A 13793-nucleotide genomic window follows, 5' to 3' on the forward strand; every position below is an offset into this window, starting at 1 on the left:
TCTCGAACAGGAGCGCAGTTACCAATGAAACCCTCGATTCCCGCATCTTTCGCCAGCCGACAGGTGAGTCGGCGCAGCGTGCTCGCCGCCGGTCTGCTCGGTGCTGCAGGCCTCGGCCTGGCCGCCTGCTCCGGGCCCTCCGTCGGGGCAGCAGGCACCACGCAGGCCGATACGACCGACTGGTCGAAAGTCACTCCTGCAGACAAGATCACCTGGTGGAGCAACCATCCGGGCAAGTCTCAGGACATCGAGAATCAGCTGATCGCCAAGTTCAACGAGAAGCACCCCGAGATTCAGGTGGAGCTGGTGACGGCCGGCAAAGACTACGACGAGGTCGCAGCGAAGTTCCAGGCGGCATCCTCAGGCGACAACATTCCCGATCTGGTGATCGCGAGTGACGTCTGGTGGTTCCGCTACTTCATCAACGGCCAGCTGCTGCCGCTCGACGGTGTGCTGTCTCAGGTGGGCACCGAGCTCGACGACTACAACGCCACGCTCTTGGGCGACTACAAGTACCAGGACCAGCTTTGGGCGCTTCCGTATGCGCGCTCGACGCCCCTGTTCTACTACAACAAGAGCGCCTGGGAGCAGGCTGGCCTTCCCGATCGCGGGCCCGCCACCTGGGACGAATTCGAGGAGTGGGCGCCGAAGCTCAACGCCGTCTCGAAGAGCGGCCAGGCGCTTGCCTTGGGCAAGGGGACGTCGTGGGCCGCCTGGTGGTTCTGCAACATGATGTGGGGTCAGGGCGGGCGCTACTCTGACGACTGGGATCTCAAGCTCACCAGCGCAGAGACCGAGGCCGCTGGCGAGTATCTGCGCAAGCTGATTCACGAGCAGAAGTTCGCGGCCATCGCGACTGAGCAGGACACCGACTTCGGTGCGGGAGCCTTCCCCTGCACCCTGAGCTCGACGGGCTCGCTGGGCGGCATCCTCAAGAGCGCCAATTTCGAGGTCGGCACGGCCTTCCTGCCTGATGGTCCCCAAGGCGGGGGCTGCCCGACGGGCGGAACCGGCATCGGCATCCCCGCGAAGAGCACGCCCGAGCGCCAGCTCGCCGCGGCGACGTTCCTCAGCTTCATCACGGAGCCGGACAACACCGCGCTCTTCTCGGCAGGCACCGGATACATTCCCGTGCGCACCTCGGCCATTCAGAGTGATTCGGTGCAGCAGCTGCTGTCGACCAAGCCGCAGTTCAAGACGGCCATCGACCAGCTGGCACAGAAGAGTCGTTCGCAGGATTGGGCACGTGTGTTCGTGCCCGGCGGTGACAAGATTCTCACCGACGGCATCGAGCAGATCATGGTGAACAACACCGCGGCCGCTGAGGCGTTCGGGGCCATCACACCGCAGCTGCAGCAGGCCTATGACGAGAACGTGAAGCCGTACCTGAAGAACTGACGAGCACGATGAGCGTCTGGCTGCGCTGACGAGTGCTTGGTCTCAACGGCATGGCACCGTTCGGTCAGAGCGGGCATGGGTTTGTCAGCACTACGGTGAGTCTGACGGAATCGTGCTGCACGTGACCGAACGGCGCCGGCTGGTGGTGTTGGTGCTGTGTGCGGTGCGGCGTGCTGGTGCTGGATGAGGTACTGCGTGAGATGCGGCACGCGAGACGACTGAGAGAGCTGGGAGACAGATGACAAGACATATCAGGTGGGGTGAGCACCTCGACAGCGGTCGAGCCGAGAGCCATGCGGCACCGACGATCATCGGGCACCGCGGCGCGAGCAGCGAGGCGCCAGAGAACACGCTTGCGGCGTTCGATGCGGCGGTGGATGCTGCCGCACGCGAATCGGGGCCGGGCGCGCCCGCCTGGATCGAGCTCGATCTGCAGCACACCGCTGACGGCGAGGTGGTGGTGATCCACGACGACGAACTCGATCGCACGACGTCGGGGCAGGGAGCCGTCTCGGCACGCACCTCGGCCGAGCTGCGCACGCTGGACGCCGGCACCTGGTTCGATGCGACGTTCGCCGGCCAGCGCATCCCCACGCTCGCCGAGTTGGCCGAGTGGATCGCGGCCAACCCGACCGCCCACGTACTGGTCGAGTACAAGGGGGCGTGGTCGCCGCAGCAGATCACGCCGACGGTCGCGAGTTTCGAGGCGGCTGGAGTGGGGGAGCGTCTGGTGCTGCAGAGCTTCGACCCGACGACGGTGCGTTCGCTGCAGCTGCGCGCCGGCGACTACGCTCTCGGACTGCTGATCGATGAGACCGTGCACTATCCCGAGCTTGAGATCGCCGAACTTCTGGGCGTCTCTGCGGTGAACCCGCACTGGAGGCGTGCGCTTGCCGAACCCGACCTGGTGCGGGCGGTGCACGAGCGACTGGGCGCCCGGATGGCGGTGTGGACGCCGGACGAGCCTGTCGACTGGGATGCGCTGGCCGCGGCCGGCGTGGATGCGATCATCACGAATCGTCCGCGCGAGGCTCGCTCGCACCTCGGCTGAAACGGTCGCGTGCAGCGACAGCTTTCGGCCTGCGCCGGCTCGAGACCGTGGCTGGCCTCGAGCCGGCGCCAGCGAGTCAGTGCTTGTCGCCGTCGTTGTCGCTGTCGAGCGGGTTCGGGTTGCCCGAGGCGATGTTGGCCTCGTGCACCTCGCGGGCGATCGTGACCTCCGGAGCCTCGCCGCCCTCTGCCTCGGCGAGCTCGTCGGCCATAGGCCGGCTGGCCACCACGGGGAAGGCGCCGGTGAAGCCGATGCGCTCAGTGGCGATGCGCTTGACCTCGGAGCGGCAGGCGTACCAGCCGATCACCAGAAGCGGGATCACGATGAGCATCGACGCCAGCGTGTAGGTGCCGGTCGGGTAGTCGAGGCCGATGAGCACGATGACCAGCAGCAGGAACGCGAGCGTGGCGTAGTTCGTATATGGCGCACCCGGCATACGAAACTTCGGACGTCGGTAGAGACCCTGTTTCGCGAGCTGGTAGTACCGCAGATGCGCGAGAGTGATCGTGGCCCAGCCTGAGATGATGCCGATCGAGGCGAGGTTCAGCACGATCTCGAAGGCCTGCTCGGGAACGAACATGTTGAGCACGACGCCCATGAGAGTCACGATCGCGGTGAGCAGAATGCCGCCGTAGGGAACGCCCTGAGGCGAGATCTTCTGCGCGAACTTGGGCGCGGAGCCGGCCATCGACATGGAGTGCAGGATGCGTCCGGTGGAGTACATGCCCGCGTTCAGCGACGACAGTGCGGCCGTGAGAACCACGAGCTCCATGATCGGCGCCGCCGCGTCGATGCCGATGTGGCTGAAGAACGTCACGAACGGGCTCTCGCCTGCACTGTACGCGGTGTAGGGAAGCAGCAGCACCAGCAGCAGCACCGAACCGACGTAGAAGACGGCGATACGCACGATGACGGTGTTGATCGCCTTCGGGATGACCTTGCGGGCGTCTTTCGTCTCGCCCGAGGTGGTGCCGACGAGCTCGATGCCCGCATAGGCGAACACGACACCCTGCATGATCACCAGAGCGGGCAGGATGCCGTTCGGGAACATCCCGCCGTTGTCGAAGATCAGGGTGAAGCCTCGCGGGTCGCCGGTCGGTGTGCCGAAGATCACGAAGATGACGCCGAGCACCAGGAAGATGACCAGCGCGCCGACCTTGATCAGAGCGAACCAGAACTCCATCTCGCCGAACACTTTGACCGAGATGAGGTTCATGCCGACCACGATGACGAGCGCCAGCAGGGCGATCGTCCACTGGGGAATCGACTGGATGAACGCCGAGTACTGACCGAACCACTTGACGTAGATCGCGATCGCGGTGACGTCGACGATCGATGTGGTGGCCCAGTTGACCCAGTACATCCACCCGCTGACGAATGCCGCCTTCTCACCGAAGAACTCGCGTGCGTACGAGACGAACGATCCCGAAGAGGGACGGTGAACGACCAACTCGCCGAGCGCTCGCAGAATCAGGTAGGCGAACACGCCGCAGAAGGCGTAGATGATCAGCAGAGACGGGCCGGCCTGTGCGAGACGGCCTCCGGCGCCGAGAAAGAGACCCGTGCCGATCGCGCCGCCGATCGCGATCATCTGGAGCTGGCGTGCCCCGAGACTCTTGTGAAAGCCGGCCTCCTCTTCGATGAAGATGTTCTCTTCGGATGCAGCGGTGGTGACGATGCCCGTGTCTGGCGAGAGGCCGTCGGGCTTCGAGTGCTGTTGTGTCATCGGTTCTCTCCCTCGTGTGTGTTCGATCGTTCTGTGAGAACGACGTCTTTGACCTGATCGAGATGGAAGCGCATGGCGTCTTCTGCCTCGGTGATCGACCCTTGGGCGATCGCGGCGACGATGCTGCGATGCTCGTGCTCAGAGGGAAGACGGCGGTTGGAGCCGTCGTTCAGCTGGCCGGACTGCAGGGCTAGAGCCGCTTTGATGCTGCGCAGCACCGTGGTGAAGACGCGGTTGCCCGAGGCCTCGGCGATCGCGAGATGCAGCTCGGTGTCCTGCCTGACCCATTCGTCGGGATCATCAGTGCGCTGCATGCTCTCGATGAGCCCCTGCAGGTGCTCGAGGTCGTGCTCAGAGCGGCGCACGGCGGCGAGACCGGCGGCCGGAATCTCGATGTGCGGCCTGGCTTCGACGAGGTCAGTCGCGCCGAACCCGGCGAAGTCGACTTGTGAGACGGGTTCGGTCGCGATCACGAAAGTGCCGACCCCGACTCTCGTGGCCGTCGTGCCGCGCACCTCGAGTACGCGCAGTGCTTCGCGCACGACCGAACGGCTGACGCCGAACCGTGCGGCGAGTGCGGCTTCTGAGGGCAGGCGCTGGCCGACCTTCACCACCCCGGCACTGATGGCGTGTTCGAGGTTCTGGCGAACATACTCGGTGGCACCGAGGCGGTTGACCGGTGGCACTCCTGCAGTCTGGCTGTCGGACAGGTTCATGAGAACAAGCTTGAGAGGTCTGCGTTTCCCGGGTGTTACACAGGTGCATCGACTTGGTTGCGTGGCCAGACCACGCAGGAGAAGGGGTGCCGCCGGCAGACCGACTCGGTTGCGCGAGTCAGCGCTTCTTGCCGCCGAAGATGCCGCGGATGACCTCGCGCACCACGGTCTGGAACGTGCGCGACTTGACCACGTCGTCGATCACGTCGGCAACACCGTGCTCTTTGGCGGTTCGGGAGCCTGAGCGCGATGTCGACCGAGACTCGCGCTCGCGGGCGGCCTCATCGCGCTGGCGCTCGCGCTCTGCTCGGTCGGCGGCCTTGGCATCCGCATCGGCCTGCTTGGCGGCGGCCGCGTCAGACGCAGCCTGCGAGGCTGCGTCGATGCGGCCCTGCAGCTTCGCGGCGGCGCCCTCGGTCTGCGCAGGCGTGCCGTACTTGGCCTGCAGCGGCGAGGACGCGATGGCCTGGGACATGGCGTCTGCGGGCATCGGATCCATCGAGCCCTGCGGGGCGCGAACACGCGTCCAGGCGACCGGGGTCGGCGCGCCCTTGTCGTTGATGACGGTCACGATCGCCTCGCCGGTGCCCAGCTGCGTGAGCACCTCGCCGAGCTGATACTCGCTGGTCGGGTAGGTCGAGACGGTGGCCTTGAGCGCCTTCGCGTCGTCGGGGGTGTGCGCGCGCAGGGCATGCTGGATGCGGCTGCCGAGCTGGCCCAGCACGTCGCCGGGCACGTCTTTCGGTGTCTGTGTGACGAAGAAGATGCCGACGCCCTTCGAACGGATCAGGCGCACGGTCTGCGTGATCGTCTCGACGAAGCTCTTCGAGGCTCCCTTGAAGAGCAGGTGCGCCTCGTCGAAGAAGAACACGAGTTTGGGCTTGTCCTGGTCGCCGACCTCGGGCAGCGCGCGGAAGAGCTCGGTGAGCAGATACATGAGGAAGGTCGAGAACACCGCGGGGCGATCCTGCACACCGGGCACTTCGAGCATGCTGACCACGCCGAACTCGGTCGTCGCGCCGTCTGCGCCGGTCGCAGAGGCGGTGCGCAGAAAGTCGGTGACCTCGACGGCGGGCTGGCCGAAGAACACGTCTGCGCCCTGACCGGCGAAGTTCACGATTTCGCGCAGGATCACGCCGGCGGTCTGCGGCGAGAGACCGCCGATGCCCTTGAGCTCGGCCTTGCCTTCGTCGCCGGTGAGCCAGCTGAGCAGAGTGCGCAGGTCGTCCAGGGTGATCAGGGGCAGGTCGTTCTGCTTCGCGTAGTGGAAGACGAGGCCCAGGCTCGACTCCTGCGTCTCGTTGAGGTCGAGCACACGGGCGAGCAGCGTCGGGCCGAAGCCGTCGACCGTCGCGCGCAGTGGCACGCCCTGGCCGACGCCGCCCAGTGAGAAGAACTCTGTGGGCGTCGCGACGGGGTGCCAGTCCTGGCCGATGCCCTGCGTGCGTGCGGTGAGCTTGTCACTGGGGGTGCCGGCGACGGCGAGGCCGGAGAGATCGCCTTTGATGTCTGCGGCGAAGACGGGCACGCCGTTGGCGGCGATCTGCTCGGCCAGGCCCTGCAGGGTCTTGGTCTTGCCGGTGCCGGTGGCGCCTGCGATGAGGCCGTGGCGGTTCAGCATGCCGAGCGGGATGCGCACCTGCACGTCTTTGAGGGGCTCGCCGTTGACGAGCGCCCCGATGTCGAGCGTCGTGCCTTCGAAGGTGTAGCCGGCCCTGACGGCGTCGACGGCCTGCTGCGAGAGCGGGCCGGATGCCGTGGTCGCGCTGGGCTGAGCCGCGGGCTGTGCTGCGTTGGTCTGCTCAGCATCGGGCTGAGGTGCATCGGGCTGAGGCGCTGGAACCGGCGCTGCCTCCTCAGTGGATGCGGGTGCGGGTTCTGGTGCTGCAGCGCCTGCGGGCTGCTCCGTGCTCTTCTCGGCCATGCAGTAAGTCTACGGCTGGGGCTCAGCTGTTGCCGCTGCAGACACTCTTGCCATCTGCGGCCAGTGGCAGAGGAGCCGCCGTCACGGATTGCACTTCGCCGCCACGGATTGGCACAAATCGGGAGATGTGGAGCGAATGCGGTGCATGTCGAGCAAACGGTGGTGGTGGACGCGGCGCCGAAGCTGCTGGAGGCGGCAAGTGATGCGGGAAAATGGTGTGTCTGCTGCAGACTGTGAGGGGAGCTGCGTCGCGTTGCCGCAGTCGTGCGGTAACCGTGCCGTGGCCGGTCAGTAGCCGCGACCGTGCGACCGTGTAGCAGTTTTTGTGGCGAACGTGCGCTTTACCCACAAAAAGTGCTGCAGAGCCAGGCCCTAGTCCAGCGGCGGCATCGGTTTCCAGGAGCGATCGCGGTAGATCTTTCGCGCCCCGCGCATCCCCCTGAACAGCGCCGACAGCCCCGACTTGAACGAATGATCGACCGTGACGATGCGGATGACCTCTTTCGCGAGCGTCAGCAGCGTGCCGAAGCCGAAGACGAACCGGTTGTAGTCGCCGTGCAGGCGAAAGTACCGCGCCATGTAGCCGCGGTTGCGCATGATGTGAAAGCGCACCATGTCGCTGGTGCCGTTGAGCTTGCGGGTGCCGAGATCGAGCCGTTTGATCTCGCGGGTGCGCCGCAGAATGAAGGTGTTGACCAGCGCCGGCGTCGTGACCTTGGAGGTCAGGTAACCATAGACGGTGTCGTCCCAGTAGATGAAGAAGCGGGGATCGGGCAGCCCGACCTGCCGCACGACGTCGCGATGAAAGAGCCCGCCCTCGAAGCAGACCGTGTTCATCGGTAGCCAGTCTTGGGCGCTGAAGTCGTCTTTGGCCACTGGGTTCGGAATGCCCAGCGGCACGTTGAAGTCGAACTGCCAGTAGAACGGCGACCCGTCGTAGTTGTACCGGCGGCCCTGAATGACCTTGAAGCGGTCGGTCCACGGGGTCAGCCGCTCGATCGCCTCGGGCAGCACGGCCACGTCGTCGTCCATCAGCCACAGCCACTCGGCGCCCAGGTCGTAGGCGATCTTCGTACCTGCGCTGAAGCCTCCGGCCCCGCCGGTGTTCTCTTCTTGGGGCGCGTAGACGAGGCGATCGCGGCCGTCGGCGCGCTTGCCCAAGCGCTCCCGGTACGACTCGACGATCTCGCCGGTGTCGTCGTGCGAGGCGTTGTCGACGATCACGATCCATGAGGGCGCGGTCTTGAGTTCAGTGAAGCTGTCGAGCAGCACGCGCAGCAGCTTGGTGCGCTTGTACGTGACGACGACGATGGCGACGTCGAGCGGATGCCGTGGCGCGGGAGTGCCCTCGGCTTGCGGCTGCGACTCAGCGCTCACGTCGACCCGACTCCCGTTCACAGTTCATGGCGGTGGGCCTGGGATTCGAACCCAGGGAGAGTTGCCCCTCACTTGTTTTCAAGACAAGCTCCTTCGGCCGCTCGGACAGCCCACCATGTCGTTCTCGCCGCGCGGCCTGATCAGTCGAGATCGGGATGCGAGAGCAAGAGACAACCAGACCATCATACAAGACAAGGGCAGGCCCCGCGTGGATGCGTCTTCTGACTCTGTGGTGACGAGAGCGCCCGTCAGCCGATGATCGAATGAATCAGATCGGCGACACCGTCGCCTTCGAGATCGGCGACGACTCGGTTGGCCATCGCTTTGACCTCGGGCAGTGCGTGCCCCATGGCCGCACCGATGCCCTCTTCTGCCGCCCAGGTGATCATCTCGATGTCGTTGAGCCCGTCGCCGACGACCGCGACGCGGTTGCGCGGGATGCCGAGCCGGCGCCGCACCTTCTCGAGCGCCGTGCCTTTGTTCACGCCGAAGGGGGCGATGTCGAGCCAGGCCGACCAGCCCACCGAGTAGCTCACCTGGTGCAGGCCGATGCCCTCGACGATGCGCTGAAACTCGGCGGTGTCATGTGCCGGAGAGAACACGACGACGCGTGTCACAGGGTGTGAGCGCAGGTCGTCGAGCGACACCAGCTCGGCGGGAGCGCTGAAGGTGCCCGCGTTGAACGGGCGGAAGAACCGCCAGCCCTGGTCGGCGTCTTCGACGGCATATCGGGCGTCGGGCAGCGAGGGAACCAAGGCGTCGATGACCGGTGCCGGGTCGAAGAGCGTCATGTCGACGACACGCCAGTGTCCGGTGCACTCTTCGTGCGGCTCGACGCCGCTGTCGTCGACCGCGCGAGTGCGGATGCCCTGCGCGGCCTGACCTGTCGGCTCGCGCATACCGCAGACGAGCGCACCGTTCGAGCACACGCTGTATTCGGCGGTGAGGCCCAGTTCGCGGTAAATGCCTGTGACGCCCTGAATGGGGCGCCCTGTGGCGATCATCACGACGTGGCCAGCGGCCTGTGCCATGTCGATCGCGCGCTGTACGGCGGAGCTGGCACGGTTGTCTGCGTCAACCGTGGTGCCGTCGAGGTCGAGTGCGATCAGCCAGCGGCCCTCATCATGCACAGGCGGCAGCGGGATGCTGCCGGTCTCGGGAAACGAACCCTTGCCCGGGGCGTGCCAAGGCAGTGCGTTGCCAACCATGTTGCTCCTCTTCGTTCACCCGCACAGTAGCCCATGCCGGTGACACTGTGGCGAACGGAGCGGGGCGTCAGGCGCCCGGCGTGATCGCCTCGATGCCGCCCAGGTACGGGCGCAGTGCTGCCGGTACGCGCACCGATCCGTCGGCCTGCTGGTGGTTCTCGAGAATCGCCACGAGCCAGCGCGTGGTCGCGAGAGTGCCGTTCAGGGTGGCGACCGGGGCGGTCTTGCCGCCCTCTTCGGGGCGGTACCTGATGCCCAGGCGGCGTGCCTGATAGGTGGTGCAGTTCGATGTGCTGGTCAGCTCGCGGTAGGTGTGCTGCGTCGGGATCCAGGCTTCGGTGTCGAACTTCTGTGCGGCGGATGAGCCCAGATCGCCGGCGGCGGTGTTGATCACTCGGTACGGCAGCTCGACTTTCTGCAGCATCTGCTCCTCCCAGCTCAGCAGTCGCTGATGCTCGGCGAGAGCTTGATCAGGCGTCGTGTAGACGAACATCTCGAGCTTGTTGAACTGGTGCACACGCAGGATGCCCCGGGTGTCTTTGCCATGCGAGCCGGCCTCGCGTCGGTAGCAGGTCGACCAGCCGGCGTAGCGCTTCGGCCCGGCCGTGAGGTCGATGATCTCATCGGAGTGATACCCGGCCAGCGCGACCTCGCTGGTGCCGGTGAGGTACTGGTCGTCTGCGTCGAGGTGGTAGATCTCGTCGGAGTGCTGATCGAGGAAGCCGGTGCCCTGCATGATCTCGGGGTTCACGATCGTCGGCGTGATCATCGGGGTGAAGCCGTTCTCGATCGCCTGGTCGAGAGCGAGGTTCAGCAGGGCGAGCTCCAGCCGAGCGCCCCAGCCGGTGAGGTAGTAGAAGCGTGCGCCGGAGACTTTCGCGCCGCGCTCCAGATCGAACAGCCCGAGGTGCTCGCCGATCGCCACGTGGTCTTTCGGCTCGAAGTCGAACTGAGGGTGCTCGCCGACTTCGCGTTCGACGGTGAAGTCGTCTTCGCCGCCTTCGGGCACCCCCTCGAGCACGAGGTTCTGGATGCCGCGCACCGCGACCGAGAACTGCTCTTCGGCCTTGCGTGCGCGCCCCTCGGCCTGCTTGACCTGGTCGGCCAGCTCTCTGACCTGAGCCACCAGAGCGGCCTTCTCCTCTTTCGGCGCCTTGGCGACCTGTTTGCCGAAGGCGTTCTGCTGGGCGCGCAGCGTCTCGAACTCGGTCAGCGACACCCGGCGCGAGGCGTCGGCCTCAAGGGCCTGGTCGACAGCACTGACATCGCCTCCACGGGCGCGCTGGCTCTCGCGGAAGAGATCTGGGTTGGTACGCAGCAGTTCGACGTCAATCACCCCACCAGCGTAAACCACCCGCGCAGCACACGCAGGGCAGGCACAGCAGGCATTCAGAATGCGCGGCTACGATTGAGGGCATGGTCAGATCCCCGGGCGCGAAACGTCGTCGAGCCGCCGTGGTCTACAACCCGGTGAAACTCGACCGCGTGCGCCTGAATCCGATCGTCGAGCGTCAGGCCGAACGCCACGGCTGGGGCTCGACGCTCTGGCTCGAGACCTCGGCCGACGACTCGGGCGCCGCTGCGGCCCGTGCTGCGCTCGAACAGGCCGTGCAGCTCATTCTCGTCGCCGGCGGCGACGGCACTGTGCGTGTGGTGGCCGAAGAGGTCGCCGATTCAGGCGTACCCGTCGCGCTGATCCCCGCAGGCACCGGCAACGTCCTCGCGCGCAACCTCGAGCTTCGCCTCGCGAACGTCGAAGACGCGATCGAAGTCGCTTTCACCGGCCAGCCGAGAGCCGTCGACGTCGGCGAGGCCCGCATCCGCCGTGTCGACGGCCAGATCGAGACCAAGGCGTTCGTCGTGATGGCCGGCCTCGGCCTCGACGCCGAGATCATGGTCAGCACCAGCTCACGCGGCAAGCGGCTCTTCGGCTGGGTCGCGTACGTGACCGGTGCGCTGCGCGCGGTCAACCGGGCCGAACGCTTTCGCGCCCGCATCACCGCCGACCGGCGCCGCGACATGCGCACGCGCTCGCACACGGTGCTGATCTGCAACTGCGGCATGCTGCCCGGCAATCTGCTCTTGGTGCCCGACGCCTCGATCGACGACGGCGAGCTCGACGTGCTCGCGATCTCTCCGCGGAGGCTCAGCGACTGGTTCGGACTCTGGCGGCGCATCGTGGTCGAGCATCAGCTGACACGCTCGCGCACCGGCCAGCGTCTGGTCGAGCTCGGCGGAACCCACCGGCTCACCACGCTCTCGCACACGGTGGGCAAGACCATCGATGTGAGCGTCGAACGGGTGGTGCCGTGCGAGCTGGACGGCGACGTCTTCGGCGAGGCGATCGGCCTCGAAGCGCGGATCAGACGCGGGGCGCTGTTGGTGCAGGTGCCTGCCGGGCTCGCCGACTGACCGGAGCCGGCAGGCGGCCACTCCTGCTGCGTCGCATCAGGGCCTGAGATAGTCCGGCGCATCGGGCAGCCCGAACACCTTCTCGAGCGTGTGCACGTCGTGCTGTCGCATCCAGCTGGCCAGGGGCACGCCGACGTAGCGGTAGTGCCAGGCCTCTTCCATGTATCCGGTGGTCTGCTCCTGGCCGGTCTCGTAGCGCTGCACAAAGCCGAAACGCCAAGAGTTCTGCTGCAGCCAGGTGCCGAGCCCGGTGTGAGCGAACTCGTTGCACAGCTCGCACGGAGGCTGGGTCTCGTTGATGTCGCAGGCCAGGCCCGTCTGGTGCTCGCTGTGGCCGGGACGCGACGAGTAGCGGTCTGCGGCTGCCTGCCCGTCGCGTCGTTCGTACGTTCCGTAGAGGGCCTGCTGACGCTGATAGCTGCGGAACCCGCTGATGATCTGGATGCCCTGGCCGACCTCGCGCTGTGCGGCGGCGTCCATGTCGTGCAGCGCGGCAGCCGCGTCGTGACGCATGCGCTCGCCGTCACGGTTCACTGAGACGTCGACGGTGTCGAGATCGTCAGGCTGCCAGTCGATCGGAGAGAGCGGGCGCGCCTTGTTCGTCACGACCCAGATCGAGGACGGATCGTCGGTGGAGTGCTGTGTGAGGTCGAGATCGGTGTCGAGCGGGGGGAGCGCCGATGTGTCAGACCACTCGATCTGCTCGTGCGGCTCGGCCGCGGATGACGGCTCGGTGGTGGCCTCGTCGCTCTGGGCCTCGGTGGCGGGGTCGCCTTCGCCGCGTTCGAGCAGCGGCACCAGCGCGATCATCAGCACGGCCAGCAGCGTCATGGCGATGGTCGCCACACGAATGCGCAGCTGACGGCGATGTTCGGCGATCTGGTGCGGATGTCGCCCCGGGCGCAGCTGGGCGCGACGACCGGGCGGAGTGGGGAGGCGTCGGTCGATCACTGCAGAAGCGCCTCGTACCACTGGGCGGCGTCTTCATAGTCGTCGTTGGTCTGATGCGGCATGGGCTCGCAGGCTTCGCGCGTCGCTCGTGGGTAGGAGCCCAGGAACACGACGTTCGGGCTGAAACGGTGCACACCGCGCAGTGCCTCGGCGACTCGGGCGTCGAGGGCGTGCCCCTCGAGATCGATGTTGAACCGGTACCGGCCGAGTTCGTCTCCGATGGGCCGCGACTCGATGCGAGTCATGTTGATGCCGCGGGTGCTGAACTGCTCGAGCAGTCTCAGCAGCGCACCGGCCTCGTCGACCGGCAGCTCGGCGATCAGGCTCGTCTTGTCTGCTCCGGTCGGTGCAGGCAGACCGCGGTCGGGGCCGAGCAGCACGAACCGGGTCACGGCGTTGCGATTGTCGCCGATGTCACGGGCGAGCACCTCGAGATCATAGTGGTCGAGCACCCGCTCTCCGGCGATGGCGGCGTCGATGTTCTGATCGTGCAGCGCGCTCGCGGCGGCTGCGGCGTTCGACGGCGCCGGCAGAAAATCGTGTTCGGGCAGATGGTCGGCCAGCCAGGTGCGGCACTGCGGGTACGACATCGGATGCGTGGTGAGGTGGCGCACATCGCTCAGGGTCGTGCCTGGTCGGGCCAGCAGATGGAAGGTGATGGGCACCAGGCGTTCGCCGAGGATGCGCACGCCCGGCATCGTGGCCAGGGCGTCGAGCGTGGCGCTGACGCCGCCCTCGATCGAGTTCTCGATGGGGATCACCGCGTGGGTCGACCGGCCCGTGGCGACGTCGTCGATGGCCTGAACCACCGAGGTCACCGGCCGCCACCGACCCAGGTGCTCGGGGTCGACCTGGCGCAGTGCGTCTTCGGTGAAGGTGCCCGCCGGGCCCAGGTAGCTGTAGACGGCCTGCGTCGTGGAATCGGTCATGCACTCATCGCTTTCACCTGTGACTTCAGCCCATCTGAGGCTGAATCGCGCCGTCGGGCGGCTGTGCAGCAGCCCGATCGTCAGCGCAACTCAGTCTACGA

11 protein-coding genes and 1 tRNA gene are annotated in these 13793 nt (G+C 66.4%); 3 read left to right on the forward strand and 9 right to left on the reverse strand.

Translation table 11 applies throughout. From position 1 onward, the window contains the following. Positions 1-24: 24 nt before the first annotated feature. Both F8O09_RS07355 and F8O09_RS07360 read left to right on the forward strand, forming a co-directional pair. On the forward strand, positions 25-1398 hold the full coding sequence (locus F8O09_RS07355; protein WP_158030395.1) for an ABC transporter substrate-binding protein: 1374 nt from the start codon (positions 25-27) through the stop codon (positions 1396-1398). A 238-nt stretch (positions 1399-1636) separates the two neighbouring features. Beyond that, on the forward strand, positions 1637-2449 hold the full coding sequence (locus tag F8O09_RS07360; protein WP_158054634.1) for a glycerophosphodiester phosphodiesterase: 813 nt from the start codon (positions 1637-1639) through the stop codon (positions 2447-2449). Between the two features lie 76 nt (positions 2450-2525). On the opposite strand, the gene F8O09_RS07365 is transcribed toward F8O09_RS07360, so the two are convergent. The 7 genes from F8O09_RS07365 to serS all read right to left on the reverse strand — a co-directional run bounded on the left by F8O09_RS07365 (position 2526) and on the right by serS (position 10736). Next, positions 2526-4175 carry an amino acid permease gene (locus F8O09_RS07365; protein WP_158054636.1) on the reverse strand — a complete coding sequence of 550 codons (1650 nt, stop codon included), beginning with the start codon at positions 4173-4175 and terminating at the stop codon, positions 2526-2528. After that, complete coding sequence (locus tag F8O09_RS07370; RefSeq protein ID WP_158030392.1) at positions 4172-4891, reverse strand: FadR/GntR family transcriptional regulator; 720 nt, start codon at positions 4889-4891, stop codon at positions 4172-4174. The genes F8O09_RS07365 and F8O09_RS07370 overlap by 4 nt, the downstream gene beginning before the upstream one ends. A gap of 118 nt (positions 4892-5009) precedes the next feature. Then, complete coding sequence (locus tag F8O09_RS07375; RefSeq protein WP_158054638.1) at positions 5010-6815, reverse strand: helicase HerA-like domain-containing protein; 1806 nt, start codon at positions 6813-6815, stop codon at positions 5010-5012. Between the two features lie 372 nt (positions 6816-7187). Next, positions 7188-8192 (reverse strand): glycosyltransferase, encoded by a 1005-nt coding sequence (locus F8O09_RS07380; RefSeq protein ID WP_158054640.1) that lies wholly within the window; start codon positions 8190-8192, stop codon positions 7188-7190. A gap of 27 nt (positions 8193-8219) precedes the next feature. Then, positions 8220-8307, reverse strand: a tRNA-Ser gene (locus F8O09_RS07385). A 133-nt stretch (positions 8308-8440) separates the two neighbouring features. Beyond that, positions 8441-9400: an HAD hydrolase family protein gene (locus F8O09_RS07390; RefSeq protein WP_158030389.1), complete on the reverse strand. Its 960-nt coding sequence runs from the start codon at positions 9398-9400 to the stop codon at positions 8441-8443. 67 nt (positions 9401-9467) lie between these two features. Then, positions 9468-10736 carry a serine--tRNA ligase gene (serS, locus tag F8O09_RS07395; RefSeq protein WP_158054642.1) on the reverse strand — a complete coding sequence of 423 codons (1269 nt, stop codon included), beginning with the start codon at positions 10734-10736 and terminating at the stop codon, positions 9468-9470. 80 nt (positions 10737-10816) lie between these two features. Between serS and F8O09_RS07400 the strand changes: the two genes are divergently transcribed. Further along, positions 10817-11812, forward strand: a complete 996-nt coding sequence (locus F8O09_RS07400; protein ID WP_158054644.1) for a diacylglycerol/lipid kinase family protein — start codon at positions 10817-10819, stop codon at positions 11810-11812. Between the two features lie 36 nt (positions 11813-11848). Here the strand turns inward: F8O09_RS07400 and F8O09_RS10435 are convergent, their stop codons facing one another. Both F8O09_RS10435 and pheA read right to left on the reverse strand, forming a co-directional pair. Then, positions 11849-12763, reverse strand: coding sequence for a D-alanyl-D-alanine carboxypeptidase family protein (locus tag F8O09_RS10435; RefSeq protein WP_158030386.1), 915 nt, complete (start codon positions 12761-12763; stop codon positions 11849-11851). Then, positions 12760-13692: a prephenate dehydratase gene (gene pheA / locus F8O09_RS07410; protein ID WP_158030385.1), complete on the reverse strand. Its 933-nt coding sequence runs from the start codon at positions 13690-13692 to the stop codon at positions 12760-12762. The genes F8O09_RS10435 and pheA overlap by 4 nt, the downstream gene beginning before the upstream one ends. Positions 13693-13793: the final 101 nt, after the last annotated feature.

It is taken from the genome of Pseudoclavibacter sp. CFCC 11306 (assembly GCF_008831235.1).
Lineage (GTDB): Bacteria > Actinomycetota > Actinomycetes > Actinomycetales > Microbacteriaceae > Pseudoclavibacter_A.

What these genes read in the sequence shown, in the direction of transcription:
- F8O09_RS07355 (WP_158030395.1), top strand. Translation starts at nt 25, where the DNA reads ATGAAACCCTCGATTCCCGCATCTTTCGCCAGCCGACAGGTGAGTCGG.
- F8O09_RS07360 (WP_158054634.1), top strand. Translation starts at nt 1,637, where the DNA reads ATGACAAGACATATCAGGTGGGGTGAGCACCTCGACAGCGGTCGAGCC.
- F8O09_RS07365 (WP_158054636.1), bottom strand. Translation starts at nt 4,175, where the DNA reads ATGACACAACAGCACTCGAAGCCCGACGGCCTCTCGCCAGACACGGGC.
- F8O09_RS07370 (WP_158030392.1), bottom strand. Translation starts at nt 4,891, where the DNA reads ATGAACCTGTCCGACAGCCAGACTGCAGGAGTGCCACCGGTCAACCGC.
- F8O09_RS07375 (WP_158054638.1), bottom strand. Translation starts at nt 6,815, where the DNA reads ATGGCCGAGAAGAGCACGGAGCAGCCCGCAGGCGCTGCAGCACCAGAA.
- F8O09_RS07390 (WP_158030389.1), bottom strand. Translation starts at nt 9,400, where the DNA reads ATGGTTGGCAACGCACTGCCTTGGCACGCCCCGGGCAAGGGTTCGTTT.
- F8O09_RS07400 (WP_158054644.1), top strand. Translation starts at nt 10,817, where the DNA reads ATGGTCAGATCCCCGGGCGCGAAACGTCGTCGAGCCGCCGTGGTCTAC.
- pheA (WP_158030385.1), bottom strand. Translation starts at nt 13,692, where the DNA reads ATGACCGATTCCACGACGCAGGCCGTCTACAGCTACCTGGGCCCGGCG.